Source organism: Paenibacillus mobilis (assembly GCF_058267595.1).
On sequence record NZ_JBZCMS010000003.1, the window covers coordinates 436,158 to 453,529 of the forward strand.

At 53.5% G+C, this 17,372-nt stretch carries 14 protein-coding genes; 12 read left to right on the forward strand and 2 right to left on the reverse strand.

What is annotated here, in order from left to right; translation table 11 throughout:
• Window positions 1-255: 255 nt before the first annotated feature.
• A complete protein-coding gene (locus AC3ZPD_RS08190) occupies window positions 256-2,700 on the reverse strand; it encodes a UvrD-helicase domain-containing protein (RefSeq protein WP_490983790.1) in 2,445 nt (814 codons plus the stop codon).
• 268 nt (window positions 2,701-2,968) lie between these two features.
• Between AC3ZPD_RS08190 and AC3ZPD_RS08195 the strand changes: the two genes are divergently transcribed.
• From AC3ZPD_RS08195 to AC3ZPD_RS08235, 9 genes are all read left to right on the forward strand, one after another.
• Entirely contained in the window at window positions 2,969-3,241 is a 273-nt protein-coding gene (locus tag AC3ZPD_RS08195; RefSeq protein WP_490983791.1) for a GNAT family N-acetyltransferase, read from the forward strand.
• Between the two features lie 220 nt (window positions 3,242-3,461).
• Window positions 3,462-4,490 carry an agmatine deiminase family protein gene (locus AC3ZPD_RS08200; protein WP_490983792.1) on the forward strand — a complete coding sequence of 343 codons (1,029 nt, stop codon included), beginning with the start codon at window positions 3,462-3,464 and terminating at the stop codon, window positions 4,488-4,490.
• A gap of 36 nt (window positions 4,491-4,526) precedes the next feature.
• Window positions 4,527-5,402, forward strand: a complete 876-nt coding sequence (gene aguB, locus AC3ZPD_RS08205) for an N-carbamoylputrescine amidase (RefSeq protein WP_490983793.1) — start codon at window positions 4,527-4,529, stop codon at window positions 5,400-5,402.
• A gap of 251 nt (window positions 5,403-5,653) precedes the next feature.
• A complete protein-coding gene (locus AC3ZPD_RS08210) occupies window positions 5,654-7,264 on the forward strand; it encodes a spore germination protein (RefSeq protein WP_490983794.1) in 1,611 nt (536 codons plus the stop codon).
• A gap of 3 nt (window positions 7,265-7,267) precedes the next feature.
• Window positions 7,268-8,512 (forward strand): Ger(x)C family spore germination protein, encoded by a 1,245-nt coding sequence (locus AC3ZPD_RS08215; protein ID WP_490983795.1) that lies wholly within the window; start codon window positions 7,268-7,270, stop codon window positions 8,510-8,512.
• A 29-nt stretch (window positions 8,513-8,541) separates the two neighbouring features.
• On the forward strand, window positions 8,542-9,636 hold the full coding sequence (locus tag AC3ZPD_RS08220) for a GerAB/ArcD/ProY family transporter (RefSeq protein WP_490983796.1): 1,095 nt from the start codon (window positions 8,542-8,544) through the stop codon (window positions 9,634-9,636).
• A 182-nt stretch (window positions 9,637-9,818) separates the two neighbouring features.
• On the forward strand, window positions 9,819-10,781 hold the full coding sequence (locus AC3ZPD_RS08225) for an alpha/beta hydrolase (protein WP_490983797.1): 963 nt from the start codon (window positions 9,819-9,821) through the stop codon (window positions 10,779-10,781).
• Window positions 10,782-10,938: 157 nt separating this feature from the next.
• Window positions 10,939-11,943 (forward strand): phosphotransferase family protein, encoded by a 1,005-nt coding sequence (locus AC3ZPD_RS08230; RefSeq protein ID WP_490983798.1) that lies wholly within the window; start codon window positions 10,939-10,941, stop codon window positions 11,941-11,943.
• Between the two features lie 6 nt (window positions 11,944-11,949).
• A complete protein-coding gene (locus AC3ZPD_RS08235) occupies window positions 11,950-12,948 on the forward strand; it encodes a glycosyltransferase family 4 protein (protein WP_490983799.1) in 999 nt (332 codons plus the stop codon).
• Window positions 12,949-13,087: 139 nt separating this feature from the next.
• On the opposite strand, the gene AC3ZPD_RS08240 is transcribed toward AC3ZPD_RS08235, so the two are convergent.
• Window positions 13,088-13,243, reverse strand: coding sequence for a hypothetical protein (locus AC3ZPD_RS08240; RefSeq protein ID WP_490983891.1), 156 nt, complete (start codon window positions 13,241-13,243; stop codon window positions 13,088-13,090).
• A 259-nt stretch (window positions 13,244-13,502) separates the two neighbouring features.
• Between AC3ZPD_RS08240 and AC3ZPD_RS08245 the strand changes: the two genes are divergently transcribed.
• The 3 genes from AC3ZPD_RS08245 (at window position 13,503) to AC3ZPD_RS08255 (ending at window position 17,358) form a co-directional block, all read left to right on the forward strand.
• Window positions 13,503-14,306: a formate/nitrite transporter family protein gene (locus tag AC3ZPD_RS08245; RefSeq protein ID WP_490983800.1), complete on the forward strand. Its 804-nt coding sequence runs from the start codon at window positions 13,503-13,505 to the stop codon at window positions 14,304-14,306.
• Window positions 14,303-14,791 carry a pyridoxamine 5'-phosphate oxidase family protein gene (locus AC3ZPD_RS08250; protein ID WP_490983801.1) on the forward strand — a complete coding sequence of 163 codons (489 nt, stop codon included), beginning with the start codon at window positions 14,303-14,305 and terminating at the stop codon, window positions 14,789-14,791. The genes AC3ZPD_RS08245 and AC3ZPD_RS08250 overlap by 4 nt, the downstream gene beginning before the upstream one ends.
• A 182-nt stretch (window positions 14,792-14,973) precedes the next feature.
• Window positions 14,974-17,358, forward strand: coding sequence for a sensor domain-containing protein (locus AC3ZPD_RS08255; protein WP_490983802.1), 2,385 nt, complete (start codon window positions 14,974-14,976; stop codon window positions 17,356-17,358).
• Window positions 17,359-17,372 lie beyond the last annotated feature (14 nt).

The window sequence follows — 17,372 nt, forward strand, 5'->3', positions numbered from 1 at the left end:
CTATATTAGCACAGTTCTGCATCGGATTCTAAAGGTAAAACAGGCATATGCTAGCGATATAGAGTGAGGATCCAACAAGGGGAGAAAGAAGCAGGCGGGTAAAAGAGCAGGTAAGCAAAGAACGAAGGAACAAAGAAATAAAAGGAACAAAGGAGCAGAGAGGCAGGAGCGTGCAGCGAACAAGAAACGCCCCCGGGAGCCAGTTGGACAGCTCCCGGGGGCGTTTGGCGGCCCGCTGGGCCGGCAAGTCCGCTGTTAGCGAGGAACGCTGCGCGTTCCTTTCGCCATCGGCGAACCGCACAGCGGGCAAAGCCTTTCCGTCAGCTTCGCTTCGCGGTCGCTGACGATCCGGACCCAGGCTGCGCAGCCCTGGGCCGTGCACAGCCACGCCGGCACGCTGCGCCCGCGTGCCGGCGAACCCGCTGCCGCAGCTCCGGCAGCGGCCAAACCGCGCCCGGCGCTTCTGCCGGGCGCACCGGCTGCGCCGCCGGGGCTGCCCGCGGCGGCGATTTCGCGCGCGGCGTTCCCGCGGATGCCCGGGAACGCCGCGCGGCCCCCCGCGCCAGCCGCTTGCGCGCTGGCGCCTCCGGCCGGCCGGGACGCCAGGCGTGTCCCGGCTGCGGCCTTGTCCGCCGCTGCGCCTGCGCCAAACGCGGCGAGCAGAAAGCGCGACACGTCCGCCTTCTTGCCCCGGTAGCGCGCGGGGGAGCTGACAACCAGCTCCTCCTTGGCCCGGGTGACGGCGACGTAAGCGAGGCGGCGCTCTTCCTCCAGCGCCGCTTCGTTTTTCTGCCCCGCGGCCAGCTTCGGATGAATATCCTTCATCCGGTCGGCGTCAAGCGCCGAAGCGTGGGGCAAACTTCCTTCCGAGGCCCCGATAAGGTACACAACGGGGAACTCCAGCCCTTTGGAGCGGTGGATGGTCATCAGGGCGACCCTGTTGCCCTGGCCCTCCAGCTTCCGCGTTCGGGCTTCCTCGTTTTTGGCGACTACTTCATCCACGAAATCAAGGAATTTTTCGATGCTGCCGAATCGTTCGGCGGACGTCTCCAGCTCGTCCAGCAGCTCCTTTAGCATCTCCCGATGCTGGGTCGCCTCCTGGCGTTCGTCCGTTTCCAGATAGCTGTTATAGAAACCGCTGCGGATCAGGCGGATGGCTTCCACCGGCGTTTTGCGCCGGAGAGAGCGGATGAGCTCTATCCGGTCGTTGATTTTGCCGATCTGAAAATCCTTCAGCCCCGGCAGGGTGCGCAGATGAACCATTGGCCCCTTTTTGGCCCGGAGCTTCTCCTGCTCCAAAATGTGGGCCATACCGAGATTCCGGTTAATATATAAAGTCGTCAGTATGCTTTCGATCGCCTGGAAATCCCGGCGGTTGAGCGACAGCCGCAAATAATCCAGCACGGGCCTTACGGCACGCTGCTGATAGAGCAGCTGCCCGTCTCCGTAGTCGATATGCGGAATATCGCGGAGCACAAGCTGCTCCAGCATCGCCCGGTTGTTGCTGGCAGCGCGGTACAAAATCGCATAATCGCCGTACTGCCGTGTTCCCGTTACGACTTCATGTTCGATCCGGTCCAGCAGAAATTCAGCTTCTTTATCCGTCGTATACGGCCTTAAATAAAGCGGCTTTAATCCGCTAGCCGGTCTAGCGGCCTTGAGCGTTTTGCGGCGGCGCTGCACATTGTGACGGATCATGTCGTTGCCGAGTCCGACAATATTCGGACAGGAGCGGTAGTTGATGTCGAGCGTGATGACGGCAGCGCACGGATATTGTTTGTCGAATTGCAGGATAAATTCGCTCCGGGCCCCGTTAAACGAATAGATGGTCTGGTCATCGTCGCCGACGGCCATCAAATTATTGACCGGGGCGGCGATCAGGCGGACAAGTTCGTATTGCAGCAAATTCGTATCCTGAAATTCGTCCACCATAATATACCGGAACCGCTCGCGCAGCCAGCGGAGACTGCGGGGATCCTCCTTCAGCATGTCATGGGAGCGGACCAGCACGTCATCGAAATCCATGAGGCCCTGCTGGGCTTTGAGGGTTTCGTAGCGCTCGAAGATCCGTTTCAGCTCCCGCTCCGTTTCGCTGGTTTCCGGCAGATCGGATAGGGCAATCAGATTCATTTTGGCCGAGGACAGCAGCGCGAGCAGCGTTTCGGGCTCGTAAGCATCCTGCGGCAGCCCCAGCTCGCGCAGGATTTGCTTCAGCATAATGTGCTGCCGGGTGGTATCCGTCAGCAGGTCGGAAGCTGCTCCGCGGCTGTAGAGAAACCGCAGGAAAAAGGCGTGAAAGGTTCGCGCCGACAGCGGCCGGATATGATGGGGGGCCAGGCCGGGCAGTCCGGCGATCCGCTCCCGCATTTCCGCGGCCGCTTTGCTCGAAAAGGTCAGCAGCAGAATACCGGCCGGATCCACGCCCCGGACCCCGATCAAATACCCCGTGCGGCAGACCAGCACCGAGGTTTTGCCCGAGCCGGCGCCGGCCAGCGTAAGCGCGGGCCCGTCTCCGTGCCGGACCGCCCGAATCTGGGCTTGGTTCAGGAGCACGCCGTTTTCCTCAAGCCGCCTGAAATACCAAGCATCCGCTTCGGAATCGGCGACAAGCTCCCGGCTGGTTCCGGCGGCCGCGCGGGGGGCGAAGGGAGCTTGACCTTCCGCTCCTTCAGGTCTATGTTGAAATAAATAACGTTCCATTTCGAAATCACCTTGCCTCTAAATGTAGGACATCGGCTGTCAACCCGAATACCGGTCATCAAACAGCGCATTACATAAATATATCATATTCCCGGTCTGCGGGGCCGATGAGCTTGGATGCTTTGGGGAAAGCTGAAGGAGAACAGAAAGACAGGCAGGGAATTGGGCTTTTAGAAACAGCAGGGACATAACCTTTATGAAGTTAAATTATTATGAAGTTAAATTTTTAGGGAATTAAATTTTATAGGTGAGAGGCAGGTTTTTAAAAATGAGGGAAATGGTGAACACGGGTTACGGTTTTGAGCTGCAGGAGGACGGCAAGATGGTAGCGGAAATTACCTACCGCCAGGATGGCGACGTTTTGGTGGCGGACCATACCTTTGTCTCCGAGGAGCTTCGGGGACAAAAAATTGCGGAAAAGCTGCTGGATGAACTGGTCGGATATGCCCGTCAGCAGGGTTATCGGATTGCGCCTCAATGCTCTTACGTGCAAACCATGTTTAAACGGCATGACAAATATTCGGATGTTTGGAAACGATAAGCCGAAGTTTTTTTCTTCGGCATTTGAACCGCTTTCCGGCTTATTGGCCGCTCCATTGGCTTCTGGCCGGCAGAGCGGTTTTCTTTTTGGCGTAAGGGAAATTTGCCTTTCGAAGCAGAAAAAATTTCATCTTGCCGACTCATTGAGGCAGGGGGAATTATATTGTATGATGTACTCTGGACTAAACCCCAAAAATTTTATTTAAAGCGAGTTGACATAGATGAATCCTAGATCGGCGAATTATGCCATGCCCCCTGAATGGGCTGAACACGAACGTACTTTGATTTCCTGGCCCGTGCAGGACTCCATGGTGTACCCGGACCAATATGAAGAGGTAAGTCGGGGGTACCAGGAGCTGATCCAGGCGATTGCCGAATTCGAGCCGGTGAGCGTGCTCGTGAACCCGGAGGAAGCGGACCGCGTCCGCGCTATGTTTCCGGAGGCAAATATCGAAATCCTTCCGTTGGAGCATAGCGATGCCTGGCTGCGCGACAACGGCCCGACTTTCGTGGTGAACCCGGCGGGAGAACGCGCGGGCGTCAACTGGAATTTCAATGCCTGGGGAGAGAAGTACAAACCGTTTGATCTGGACAACCAGGTTGCCGGGAAGCTGCTCAGCCGTTTCGGCATCCAGCAGTTCGATGCGCCGATCACGATGGAAGGCGGCTCCTTCCACGTTGACGGGGAGGGCACGCTGATCACCACCGAAGAGTGCCTGCTGAACGACAACCGCAACCCGCATATGAGCCGCGGGGAAATCGAGCAAATGCTCAAGGACTATTTGAACGTGGAGAAAATCATCTGGCTGAAACGCGGCCTGAGCGGCGACGAAACCGATGGTCATGTCGATAACGTGGCCTGCTTCGCTGCCCCTGGCAAGGTGATCCTGCAGGTCTGCGATGATCCGGCAGACGAGAACTATGAAATCACCCGCGAGAATCTGGCGATTCTTGAAGCCTCCGTGGATGCCAAAGGCCGCAAAATCGAAGTGATCCCGGTCCAGCAGCCGCCAGCCGTTCAATATGAAGATTCGAGACTGACGCTAAGTTATCTGAATTTCTATTTCGTTAACGGCGGCCTTATTTTGCCGGTGTTTGGCGGGACCGCTGAAGAGACCGACCGTCTGGCCAAGAAAGTGCTGGAACGCACCTTCCCGGACCGGAAAGTCCGTACGGTAAACGGAATGGCCGTGATCCGCGAAGGCGGGAACGTGCACTGCACGACGCAGCAAATGCCTGCCGGCAAATAAGCCGAAGGGCCAAATCAGAAAGGAGAGGGGAACCTTTTGAGAAATGTTAAAGTTGCAGCCACTCAAATGAGCTGCTCATCGAATATAGAAGAGAACATTGCCAAAGCGGACCGTTTGGTCCGCGAAGCGGCGAAGCAGGGCGCGCAAATTATTTTGCTGCAGGAGCTGTTTGAAACCCCGTATTTCTGCCAAAAGGAAAAAGCCGATTATTACCCGTACGCAACGGAACTGGAGCATAACAAAGCGGTGAACCATTTCAAGACGGTTGCCAAAGAGCTTCAGGTCGTGCTGCCGATCAGCTTTTATGAGAAAAAAAATAACGCCCGCTACAATTCGCTGGCCGTCATCGATGCGAACGGCGAGGTGCTTGGCCGTTACCGTAAAAGCCATATCCCGGACGGACCGGGATATGAAGAGAAATTTTACTTTAACCCTGGCGATACGGGCTTTAAAGTGTGGAATACCCGCTACGGAAAAATCGGCATCGGCGTCTGCTGGGACCAATGGTATCCGGAAGCCGCGCGCTGCATGGCGCTGATGGGCGCCGAAATCCTGTTTTACCCGACCGCGATTGGTTCGGAGCCCCAGGATTCGTCCATCGATTCCAAGGACCACTGGCAGACGTGCATGCTCGGGCATGCCGCTTCTAACCTCGTTCCGGTTGTGGCTTCGAACCGGATCGGTATGGAAACCGACGAGGATTCCAGCATCAATTTCTACGGCTCATCCTTTATCGCTGGCCCTACGGGCAGCAAGGTAGCTGAAGCAGGCCGGACGGAAGAAGCCGTGCTGGTTGCCGAGTTTGATCTCGACAAGCTGGAGTCCCAGCGCATCGAGTGGGGAATTTTTCGTGACCGTCGCCCTGATCTGTACAAAATTATTACCTCTTATGACGGGGAGCAAATGGTTTAACCGCTTAAGCAAAAGAATTCAACCGAACAGGTTTATAGTTAGATCCGCCTCTCCTAGCGAGGCGCAACTTGCACAACGCCCAGCCGGCCGCCGGTTGGGCGTTTTTTTGCGTGGAGGAAGAAAGATCCGCACGGGAAAAAGCCGGATTCCTAAGATTGCGCTAGCGGAGAATTCAGCTCCTCAAACACGAATATTTTAACGGTTTCCAGCAAATGTTAGAAACAGAAATAGGGAAAGGAAGGAGGGGAAACATGCTGCGCAAATGGCTTAAAGAAGCACTGACTCCCCGGCAGGCCGGACGTCCTGTTCCCCCGAAGGCGAGCCTTCCGCTCCCTGTCCATCAGAACCTGACGGTTACGCTGGAGCTGCTCAGAAGCAAGCTCGGAAACAGTCCTGACGTGATCATCCGGTCTTTTGCGCCGGAAGATGCGGGTTCCGGCCCGCTGCTCGCGGCGTGTTACGTCGAAGGGCTGATCGACAACCTTTTGCTTGCAGAGCTGCTGGAAACGGCGGCAAAAGCGGTGACGGACAGCGCGTCCGGTGCCGGAGAGCCAATTGCCGATAAGCTGATCCGGGATCTTCCGCAGGCGCTCCACAAAACGGATACGCTGGACGACGTATTTGCTTCGGTGTTATCGGGGAACGTTGTTTTTCTGATGGATAAAACGGTTTACGCCTTAGCGGCCGCAATTGGCGGGGGCCTCCGGCGAAGCGTAGAGGAACCGACCTCGCAGTCCGTAATACGGGGCCCTAAAGAGGGATTTACCGAAGAACTCTCCACGAATATGGCTTTGGTCCGCCGCAAGCTGAAAACGCCGGATCTGCGTCTGGAGGTCCGCCCGATCGGAACTTATACGCAAACGAGAGTTGCTTTGGCTTATATCGAAGGCATTGCCAAAGACAGTTTGATCGAGGAGGTCCGGGGACGCCTTGATTCGATTCAAACGGACAGCATTCTGGAGAGCAACTACATCGAGGAAATGATTCAGGACGCGCCGCTTACGCCGTTTCCGACCATCATGAACACGGAACGTCCGGATGCTGTTGCGGCGAGTCTGCTCGACGGACAGGTTGCGGTTATGGTGGACGGCACTCCCTTTGTCCTCATATTGCCGGTTACCTTTTTTAAATTTTTTCAATCAAGCGAAGATTATTATCAGAGATACGATTTGGCGACTTTTCTGAGAATCTTAAGGATTTTGGCCTGTCTGGTAGCTCTTCTTCTGCCCTCCTTGTATATTGCGATCACTACGTTCCAGCAGGAGATGCTGCCCATGACCATGCTGGTTACGCTGGCCGCGCAGCGGGAGGGAACGCCGCTTCCGGCTTTGATCGAAGCTTTTGTTATGGAGCTTACCTTTGAAGTGATCCGGGAAGCGGGGGTACGAATGCCGAGGGTGATCGGTCCGGCGATCTCCATCGTGGGCGCGTTGGTCATCGGTCAGGCGGCCGTTCAGGCGGGTCTCGTTTCAGGGACAATGGTTATCGTCGTATCCTTCACGGCTATCGCGAATTTTGTCATTCCTTCGATCGACATGGCGGCGGCCATCCGTCTCATCCGATTTACTTTAATGATCCTGGCCGGCACGTTTGGGTTGTTCGGGATTTTGGCCGGAGTTGTTCCGATTCTGAATCATCTGGTTTCGCTGCGGTCCTTTGGGGTCGATTATTTTCTCCCTTACGCCCCGTTTAATAAGACGAACTCCAAGGATTTGCTGGTCCGTGTGCCTTGGTGGGCCATGAAGTCGCGTCCAGACCAGTTTGCCGGCAAAAACAAAGTAAGGCAGGCCCCTTATCAATATCCGCCGGTCGAAGAACAAGTTCTTCCTGCTCAGGAAAAGCAGGATAAGCAAGGGAGTTAACCTATGAGCCGATACGTTAGGATTTTTCTTCTGATGCTCGGACTGCTGCTGCTTTCTGCCTGTGGAAGCCGCAGAGAGCTGAATGAGCTGGGGGTCGTAATCGCCACCGGACTGGACGGCAGCGAGGGGAACTACCGTACCTCGACGCAAATTATCGTCCCTTCCGCGATGTTCGGCGGAACGGGTGGATCCAGCGGGGCGGGTTCCTCCTTGGGCGTATACGTGTTAAACACGCAGGGCCGGACGATTAGAGAGGCCTTGGTCAAAAGCACGCTTAAGAATCCAAGGCAGCTCTATTTTTCCCATAATAACGTTCTTGTCATTGGTAAGGAAACGGCAAACGAAGGCATTTCGGAGCTGCTGGACAGATACCTGCGCAACCTGGATACGCGCGAAACGGTTAAAGTGATGGTCGCCGATTCCACGGCGGAGGAGGTTTTGGAAGCGCTGCTGCCCCCGGAAAAGCTTACGGGCAAAGCCTTGGAGGAGCTTTTGGATATGGAGCAGAAATGGTTGTCTTTATATAATGACACTTCCATGTATGAATTGGCGTTAAAGCTAAGCTCTGATTCCGGAGCGGCCGGTGTTCCCGAAATCAAGCTGGAGGGTTCAGATCCCCAGGTTATTAAATCGCAGGATGCGTTCAAATTTACGTCTCCACCTGCCAACCTCGTTTTGAGCGGGTTTAGCCTGTTCCAGGGAGACAGACGTGTGGGAAGCTTGAACGAAAAGGAGAGCCTGGGCGTTTCCTGGCTCATGAACCGGGTCAGAAGGCATACGGTCTCTTTCGGGGGCAAGCAGGAAGGAGAGGCCGGCCAGGTTATGTCCGCCTACAGGGTCACTTCTGCCAAAGTTAAGATTACTCCGGTCAAAGAAGAAGGCGGGTACAAGCTTAAGATCAGGGCGAAGGTGAACGGGGAATTGAGTGAATCGGACTCCAAGGAGGATATCGGCAGCCTGTCGGGAATTCGGCATCTGGAACAACAAATCGAACGCCAAATTAGGAATGATATGATTCAGGGCTGGAAAGCGATTCAACAACGCCAGGTGGATGTCTTAGGCGTGGCCGACCAAATCCATCGGAAATATCCAAAGGAATGGCAGCAAATAAAGCCGCAATGGAAGAAGCAGTTTTCAAAAATGAAGATCGAGATCCAGGTTCACGCGTCAATCAAACGTCCAGGTCTCATTGTGCAATCCTTCCGCAGAATTCAGGAGAAAGTCCATGGAGGGGAGGAAAGGGATTAAGCCAATAAATGAAAAGGAGGGGGGCGGTTATGAAGGAGGGGAAAGTTACTACATCCGAGCTGATTATCAGCCTATTTTTATTCGAGGTGGGCAGCACTACGCTTTTCTTTCAGGGAGGAGAGGCCAAGCAGGATGCCTGGATCCTGATGCTTTCTTCCGGCGTCATCGGTATGCTGGTTCTGCTGCTTCATCTGATCATTCACTCCAGAGATCCCCGTCTGGATTTGTTTTTGCTGTTTCACCGTTATATGGGTCCGTGGATCGGAACCGTAATCAATTTGGGTTTTATCGGTTATTTTGCTTACGAAGTGTCGCGGAACCTTCGGGACTTGGGGGAACTGACCTTGATGACTCTGCTGCCCAATACCAAATTATGGCTGACCATGCTCATCAGTTTTCTGGTTATTTCCAATGCGGTTCGTCATGGTCCAAAAGTCAACTTCCTGATGGGGATTGTTTTTTTGCCCTTTATGGTCGCCGCTTATGGAGTTCTGCTTGGGGCCGTCTCCATTTCCGGTCTGCTCCATTTTGAATTCATGCTGCCTGTATTGGAGCACGGGATCACCCCTGAAATGGGCAAATCGCTGATTAAAATGGTTTCGTTTCCTTTCGGTGAAAGCGTCATTTTTCTCGTGTTCTACCCGATGGTACAGCGTCAGGGAAAAATGGTCCCAAAAACGCTGTTTTCCTTCGGCTGGATCGTATTGTTTCTGACTTTGATCAATCAGCTTAACGTGCTTGTCCTGGGGCCGAACCTTGTGCAAAATAGCACGCTTCCTCTTCTGGAAACGGTTCAGCTGATCCGGTTCCCGGGCTTGTTTGAAAGAATGGACGCTTTATTTACGCTGTTTCTATTTATCGGGCTAGGCATCAAGATGGCTGCCTTCTTCCTGGGCGGAGTTATCGGACTTGAGCGAATCACCGGCATCGGGTTCAGAAGATGGATTCTTCCCCTCGGCACGTTTATTTTCGCTGCCGCTTTCTGGTCCCCCAACTATACGCATCATATTTATATCGGGCGCGAGGTCGTAGTTTTAAGCGTATGGCCCTTGTTCCAGATTGGTTTACCGCTTCTGCTGTTTGCCGTAATGCTGATCCGCCGGAAGAAATTAAAACCGCATTGAGTAAAGGATTTGCCGCAGAAAAGGTTTATTGGCATTAGAAGCGGGTAAATAATGTTTAAAAGTTTGTTGACATTATATTGTGCACAATGTATATTGAGTACATAAAGATTTTACACAATATAATTTTTAGAAATACAAAAGTCGTATCGCCTTTCATCTAAAATTCCAAGGAGGAATAAATCATGTCAAATCAAAATCAAGCAGGAAACGTTAAAATCGTATTGGAGCCGGCAGCCCAGAAGTTTGTAGAGGATACAGCCAACCCGCCGTATCTGTTCGATCTTGGCCCGGTAAAAGGCCGCGAAACTGTTGACGAAGTCCAGTCCGGAGATATCGCCAAACCGGAGGTCGACATCGAAGACCTAACCATTGAAGGCGGTCCTACCGGGAAAGTATCGATCCGGATCATCAAACCTAAAAACGCCGCGGCTACCTTGCCGGTCATTCTTTATACGCACGGTGCAGGCTGGGTATTCGGCAATGCGCATACGCATGACCGCCTGATCCGCGAATTGGCGGTTGGAACGGACTCGGCCGTTGTGTTCACCAATTATGACCTTTCTCCCGAGGTGAGATATCCGGTTGCCATTGAGCAGGTTTACGCGGCGCTGGAGTGGATCGCCAAAGAAGGGGCTTCTCATGGATTAAAAGCCGACCGGATCGTGGCTGCTGGAGACAGTGTAGGCGGAAATATGACCGCTGCCCTGACCTTGATGGCTAAAGACCGCAAAGGCCCTCAAATTGCCAAACAGCTGCTTTTTTATCCGGTGACCGACGCATCGTTTGATACGCCGTCTTATCATCAGTTTGCCGAAGGCTATTTCCTGCGTCGTGACGGCATGCAATGGTTCTGGGATCAATACACGACCGATCCGGACCAAAGAGCCGAGATTTATGCTTCCCCGCTGTGGGCCAGCCTGGACCAATTGAAAGGCCTGCCCGAAGCGCTTGTTATCACCGGTGAAGCGGACGTTCTGCGGGATGAAGGCGAGGCTTATGCAAACAAACTGCGCGAAGCCGGCGTATCCGTAACGGCCGTACGTTTCCAAGGGATGATTCACGATTTCGTGATGCTGAACGCTTTGGCTGAGACGAATGCGGCGAAAGGCGCCATGCTGCTGGCCAATGCCTGGATTCGCCAATAATCGAAGCCCCCAATAAAAGCGAAATTGCTCTTTATTTAGAAACGCTCTTCAAGGATTTCCTTGGAGGGCGTTTCCTCGTTTATCCAGCCGGCAGGCATTGATTCCCGCAAAAGAATCAGGTTAAATGGAAAGTAACTTCAAGGTGGCGAGGAAGGTAGTGAGGACAATCGGAACGTTAAGCCGGTTTATTACGGAGGAAGGAAAGCTTGACCACGGCCTGGTTTACCGCAGCGAACGTTTGTATCAGGGGATGAACGGGCGTTATGTGGAGCGGTTTTTTGTTTCCCCGCAGGAAAGCTATATTTTTAAGCCGGTTACGCATCAGGGTCAGGAGGAAAGGGAAATCTGGATTTACGAGCAGGTGCTGTCCAAGGTTCCTTCCGTTTACCCGGCCTTGCTTGACCGTTCGGAGCATGGAGAGCCCGGCTGGGCGGTATTTGAGGATCTGGGTCCGCTCAGCCATGAGCACCGGCCGCAGACCCTGCTGCAAATGGCCAAGCTTGCCGCCCGCTGGCATAGTATAGAGACCTCGGCTTGGGATCCGGCCGCGTTCAGAGCCCCGAAACCGCCTGTATGGCAAATGGGCAAGGAATTGATCGATCGGGAAGAGGAAACCCAAAGGCTGATCGAAGAAGGGGATCTGCCGACCGCTCTGCTGGATCTGGCCATTTCTCATACATCTCAATCTAAACTGGCAGGGTCCAGCGTGCTTAACCACGGCGACCTGCATGCCGGGAACTACGCCTTATCGGCGGGAAGGCTGTATGTGCTGGATTGGGAGCATGCCCATTTGAATACGCCGCTGTGGGATCTGTACCATTTGCTGGACATGTCCCATCCGGTGTTTCCAAGGTCTTTTCCGGTGACCCCGGAATTCAGGGATCGGATTCTCGGCGTTTATGCCCATCAAAGGCGTTATTATGGTCAGCCCATGGAAGAGTCCCGGCTTGCGGCCGATTACTGCGCATATGCGGTGCTGTTTTCCTTGTGGATGCTGCTCCTCGTGGAATCGGATCTCCGAACCGGCAGCGTCTACTGGAGCAGGTCACAGCTGATGCGGCAGCGCTCGGAAGCCATGGCGAGCCTGCAGGGCTGCGGACTGCGGCTTTTGCAGACCAGCGGGGACGCCGGCCCGGCGATGAAAGAGGCAGAGGGGGAATAAACGAAGATGAGCAAGGTAGGTCTCGTAATGCGAAAAATTCAGTTCGCCGAAGCGCAGGGACCGCGGATTTTTGCGGAACGGCTGCAGCGGATCAGCCGGGAGCTTGGCGTCGAGCTGGTCTTTATTTCGCCTGAGCGGCACGTCAGCGAACACGATTGGCTCCCTGGATATGAACATGAGAAAGGCGACCTGGTCAATTATGATATTGTGCTGGACCAGATTTACGAACACAAAATCGAGCATGTCCTTTATACGGTATCCGGTTTTACTTTTTTGAAAATGTTTCTGCCGAAAAGCGTCCTGTTTCCGCACAGCTTTCCGGATCCGGCGCTGACCGGCTACGAGATGATGAAACCTTTTTATACGATGGTGGATAAAGCGGTGGTGCAGACGGAGTTCCTGCGCGAACAAATCGGGGAGCGGTACGGGGTAACGGACGTGGACGTCATTCCGATCGGCTTCAGCGAAGAGCTGGCGAACCGCCATTATGACCCGGATGCCGTTGTCCATAACCGGGTGCTGTGGATCGGGCGGGATGAAGCCAACCGCCGGCCTGACGTGGTGCTGGAATATGCCAGACGGAATCCGGACAAAGAGGTCTTCATGGTATTCGGCGGCCTGCGGTATAAGGAAAGCATGAAGAAATACGCCATTCCCGATAATGTGAAGCTTAAGTTTGCTTTATCCCAGGATGAAGTATTTGCGCTCATGAATTCCTCGAAGGTTTATTTCAGCTCCTCCAGGTTCGATACCTTTGCGATGCCGCTGACGGAAGCGATGGCCATGGGAAAAATCGTCGTCAAACCGGAGCATCCCTGTTATGGACACATTCATGGTCCGCACTGCTTTGCGGGGAATGAAGCCAACTGGTTTGAGCTGGTGAACATGGCCGCGGCCCATCCGCGCAGGGCGTCGGAGGCGAATCGCGAATATGCTTTCGGCCACTTTTCGGAGAGCGTAATGAAAGAAGGATATAGAAGGTTTTACGAATCCTGGCTTAAATAAAGGTTAAATAAAAAGCCCATTATCAAAGAGGTTTGCCCGCTAAACCAATAAAAGCCCGCTTCAGCCTATTCCGGAGATCCGGCGCGTGCTGAAACGGGCTTTTCTATTCAAGGCCATGAACAAGATTCACGATTGCAGCCTATACGTTTTGTTTAACCTTCAAGCCGCAGTCGAAACTGCTCAATTTCCGCATGATTTCCTTCTGCCATTTCGGATCGCCAAGCCGCTGGGCCAGATTCAGCAGATCCAGATAATCATCGACTTGAAGATCGCATTTGGAGGTTCGGTTCACCATGTTCATAAACTCCTTCTGTCTTGGATTCATTATAGGAATGGCGTAAACACAGCCGTGTCATATACAAAGAATGATAATCATTATCATCTATAACTGTTCTTATTATGGCATAAATGTCGGGGAATTGCCAACCCTTTTGAAGAGAAAGCGGAAAAGACCATGGCCGGGTTAGAAATCCGGGTTTAATTCCTTTAATTTTGTGTTATATTACGGAAAATACAGGAACTGCCGGACAGGCATGACGGATCATGGAGGAGCTATGGAAACAGAAGCACTGTTAAAGGTCGAGGAGCTTGCGCTTAAGAAGCACAAAATTTTTACGCAAAGCTGGATCCGGTATTTGGCCCGCTCGATGCTGGCCAGCATGTTCATCGGTTTTGGCGTTATTGTCGCCTTTAAAACCGGGAACTTTTTCTATCTGAAGGATTCTCCGTTTACCTACCCTATGGCGGCGATGACGTTCGGGGCGGCAATTATTCTGATTTCCTACGGCGGGGGCGACCTGTTTACGGGCAACACGTTTTATTATACGTATGCTGCGCTCCGGAAGCGGCTGAAGTGGACGGAGGTGCTGAAGCTCTGGGGTTCCAGCTATTTGGGGAATATCTTGGGGGCGCTCGTTTTTGCGCTGCTTATCCATTTGACGGGTTTGTTCGATTCCCCGTCGGTGAACGGTTTTCTGCTGAGCGTAGCGCAGCATAAGGTGGAGGCTCCGTTTGGCGAGCTGTTTTTCCGCGCAATTTTGTGCAACTGGCTGGTGTGTCTGGCCTTCTTCCTGCCGATGTCCATGAAGGGGGACGGGGCCAAGCTGTTTGCCATGATGCTGTTTGTCTTTTGTTTTTTTATTTCCGGCTATGAACACAGCATCGCCAATATGTGTACGTTTGCGATTGCGCTGGTGCTTCAGCATTCGGAGAATTTTTCGTTTGCCGGGGTGGTTTACAACCTTATTCCGGTTACGCTGGGCAACCTCGTCGGCGGGGTGCTGCTGATGGGCGTCATGTATTATTTCGTCAACAAACCTTATTTGGAAGACGAGGACAAGGAGATGGACAGGGGATGAACAAGATGAGGGATGGACACGCGGCCAGCGTTAGCCTGCCTCCTGATCTCTACGAACTGCTGGACGGGAGCCGGCTTGCGGAGAAGCAGGAAGAAGCGATGCTGCTGACGACGGTTTCGGACGACGGGTGGCCTCACAACGCCATGCTGAGCGTTGGGGAAGTCGTGGCCATCCGGCCCGAAGCGCTGAGGATCGGATTATGGCCGGGGACCGTGACGAGCCGGAATATCGCCCGGACGGGGAAAGCGCTGCTGATTGCGGTTTACAAGGGCAAGGTCAGTTATCTGAAGCTGGAGGCGAGGCCGCTTCCGGCTGCAGAAGAAAGCGATTTTCCGCGGGACCGGTATGAGGCCGATCTGCTTGAGATCAAACAGGATGTCGCAAAATATGCGGATATCACAAGTGGCATTAAAATCGCGTTGCATGATTCTCCCGCCGTCATCGACCGGTGGGAAAAAACAATAGTTGACTTATTAAAGAATTAATGGAACAATGTGGCTGTTTTTCGAAGAGGGATAAACCTCCGGAAAACAGCTTATTTTATTGGAATAAACCCATATTTTCATATGAAGAAAATGGTTTCTTTCGGGGGTGGCGGCAAGGTATAATGAGTGGGATTGTTTAACAATTTTTTGTCGTTTTTTGCAAGTTAAGCTAGGAGGAAGTTATGCAAAGTTGGATTTGGGGGAGAGGTATGCCCCTTCAGGCGGCGATTACAGGGGATCCGGGAGAGAGTTGGCTAACGGCGTTCCTGCCGGCCGGCTATGCGGAGTTAAATACTTATAAACTTACAGCCATGATAAGCGCTTTATTCGCTATAGGATTTATCGCTGCAGCCGTACTGTTGAAACTCAGGGAATTCAGGCTCCTCAAGGAAATCCAGGGAACGAGGGCCTTTTTTAAGGAAGCGCTGGGGCATTATGAAATTTTAGTCTGGGCTGTTCGTCCTTCAACCGGAACGGTTTATTTTAGCAGCTGCGCCCAAAAGTTGACTGGGCTGACGAAGGAAGCAGTCCTGGGAAAGCAGCCTCATCAAACCGGGCTCCGGGAGGCCGGTTACGGCCAACTCGTCCATCTTATGGAAGAGGCTTTATCGGGCAGACTGCCGGGCGGAGAGGTGGAGCTTTCCCTGCTGAGCGCGTCCGGTAAGAAACTGGATTTCGAGACCCGGCTGACCGTAATCGGGGACAAAGAGAAAAAACAGGAAAATTACATTCTTACCGGCATAAACGTTACGGAGCGGAACAAGTTTGCAGAACGACTTCGTCTTGCCCACGAGGGTTCGGGGGCGATCATCTGGGAATCGGATGTGACCGCCAGAAATTATACGTTCTCCAAACGGTGGACGGAGCTCATGGGTTATGAGGAACGGGAAGAGCCTTACAGCGAAGCGGAAATTCTGGCGCTGATCCATCCCGAGGATACCCTGCAGGCTGATGAAGCGCGCCGGCGGCATCTGGAAGGGAACGATCCCACCTACAATGCAGAATACCGAATGCTCACGAAAAAAGGGGAGTACCGTTGGATGCAGGTCCGCGGCAAGGTTTTGCGAGATCCTTGCGGCGGCGGCGTCCGGTTCGCCGGTTCGCTAATCGATATAAACGACCGCAAAAATTATGAGCTTCAGCTGAAAACCAGCTTCAAAGAGCTGGAGCATACGAACCGGGAACTGGCTTCCATGCAGGAGGAACTGAAGCAGCAGGTTCATCTGCTGGTGGAAAGCCAGCAGCAGCTCCGTCAAAACGAAGACAAATTGCAGAAGCTGGCTTACTTTGATCCGATCAGCGGACTGCCAAACCGTGTATATCTGATGGAAATGCTGGAGAGCTGCCTGGCGGATCCTGACCAGAAAGCGGCGCTGCTGTTCGTAGATGCGGATAATTTCAAGAGCATCAACGACACGCTGGGCCATAAATGGGGCGATCTGCTGATCCGGGAAGCGGGGGACAGGCTCAACTCGATCATGCCTGCCGGCGCAATGCTGTTCCGGTTCGGAGGCGACGAATTTGTCATGCTGGTGAGGGAAGCGACCTCTCCCGCAGGTCTGCAGCAATTGGCCAGACATCTGATTAAAGCGTTCAAACCGCCTTTTGTGGTGGCGCAGGGGGAAATCCATCTGTCGATCAGCATCGGCATTGCGCTTTATCCGGAACAGGCCTCCAACCCCGAGGAACTGATCCAAAACGCGGATGTCGCCCTCTACCATGCCCAAAAGTTGGGCAAAAGCTCTTGCGCCGTTTATGACGCCTCGATGCAGATGGAGCTGCACAGCAGGATGAAGCTGGAAGCCCAGCTGCTTTCGGCGCTCGATCATGATGAATTCGAACTGTATTATCAGCCTCAGATCGACACCTTTACCGGCCGGATCAGCGGGTTTGAAGCCCTGCTGCGCTGGGACAACCCCGAGCTCGGCCGCGTCCCGCCGGACCAATTCATCCAGATTGCCGAAGACAGCCGGCAGATCATTCCCATAGGCGAATGGGTGCTGCTGACGGCCTGCAGCTTTCTGAAAACCTTGCATAATTCCGGTTATGCAGGCTACAAGGTATCGGTGAATATTTCCGTTATCCAGCTGAAGCAAGAGGGATTTGTACGGATGCTGGAGGAAATTCTGGAGGAAGCCGACCTTTCGCCGGAATATTTGGAAATAGAGATTACGGAATCGCTGTTTATGGAATCGGCCGAGAGGGAAGGATTGATTGCCAAGCTCGACAGAATTCGGCGGATGGGGATCGGGATTGCGCTCGACGATTTCGGAACCGGCTATTCCTCCCTCGGTTATTTGCGCGAGCTTCCGATTACGACGCTGAAAATGGACAAAAAGTTCGTGGACGGAATCGAAAAAGACGAGGCCAGCCGTTCGCTGGCTTCCGCCATTTTGCTGATCGGCCACAGTCTGGACCTTCAGATCGTGGCGGAGGGAGTCGAAACCAACGCCCAGTTCCAATTTTTAAATACGCACGGCTGCGATATGATTCAAGGTTATTTATTCAGCAGACCTCTGCCGGAACCGAAAATCGCCGGACTTTTGACGGAGTGGGGAACCCATTGACGTCAATGCGGCTT

Excerpts from the sequence above, each read along its gene's own strand:
- AC3ZPD_RS08235 (WP_490983799.1), top strand. The coding sequence starts at position 11,950 with ATGAGCAAGGTAGGTCTCGTAATGCGAAAAATTCAGTTCGCCGAAGCG.
- AC3ZPD_RS08225 (WP_490983797.1), top strand. The coding sequence starts at position 9,819 with ATGTCAAATCAAAATCAAGCAGGAAACGTTAAAATCGTATTGGAGCCG.
- AC3ZPD_RS08240 (WP_490983891.1), bottom strand. The coding sequence starts at position 13,243 with ATGGTGAACCGAACCTCCAAATGCGATCTTCAAGTCGATGATTATCTG.
- AC3ZPD_RS08200 (WP_490983792.1), top strand. The coding sequence starts at position 3,462 with ATGAATCCTAGATCGGCGAATTATGCCATGCCCCCTGAATGGGCTGAA.
- AC3ZPD_RS08210 (WP_490983794.1), top strand. The coding sequence starts at position 5,654 with ATGCTGCGCAAATGGCTTAAAGAAGCACTGACTCCCCGGCAGGCCGGA.
- AC3ZPD_RS08190 (WP_490983790.1), bottom strand. The coding sequence starts at position 2,700 with ATGGAACGTTATTTATTTCAACATAGACCTGAAGGAGCGGAAGGTCAA.
- AC3ZPD_RS08250 (WP_490983801.1), top strand. The coding sequence starts at position 14,303 with ATGAACAAGATGAGGGATGGACACGCGGCCAGCGTTAGCCTGCCTCCT.
- AC3ZPD_RS08255 (WP_490983802.1), top strand. The coding sequence starts at position 14,974 with ATGCAAAGTTGGATTTGGGGGAGAGGTATGCCCCTTCAGGCGGCGATT.
- AC3ZPD_RS08245 (WP_490983800.1), top strand. The coding sequence starts at position 13,503 with ATGGAAACAGAAGCACTGTTAAAGGTCGAGGAGCTTGCGCTTAAGAAG.
- AC3ZPD_RS08220 (WP_490983796.1), top strand. The coding sequence starts at position 8,542 with ATGAAGGAGGGGAAAGTTACTACATCCGAGCTGATTATCAGCCTATTT.
- AC3ZPD_RS08215 (WP_490983795.1), top strand. The coding sequence starts at position 7,268 with ATGAGCCGATACGTTAGGATTTTTCTTCTGATGCTCGGACTGCTGCTG.
- AC3ZPD_RS08195 (WP_490983791.1), top strand. The coding sequence starts at position 2,969 with ATGAGGGAAATGGTGAACACGGGTTACGGTTTTGAGCTGCAGGAGGAC.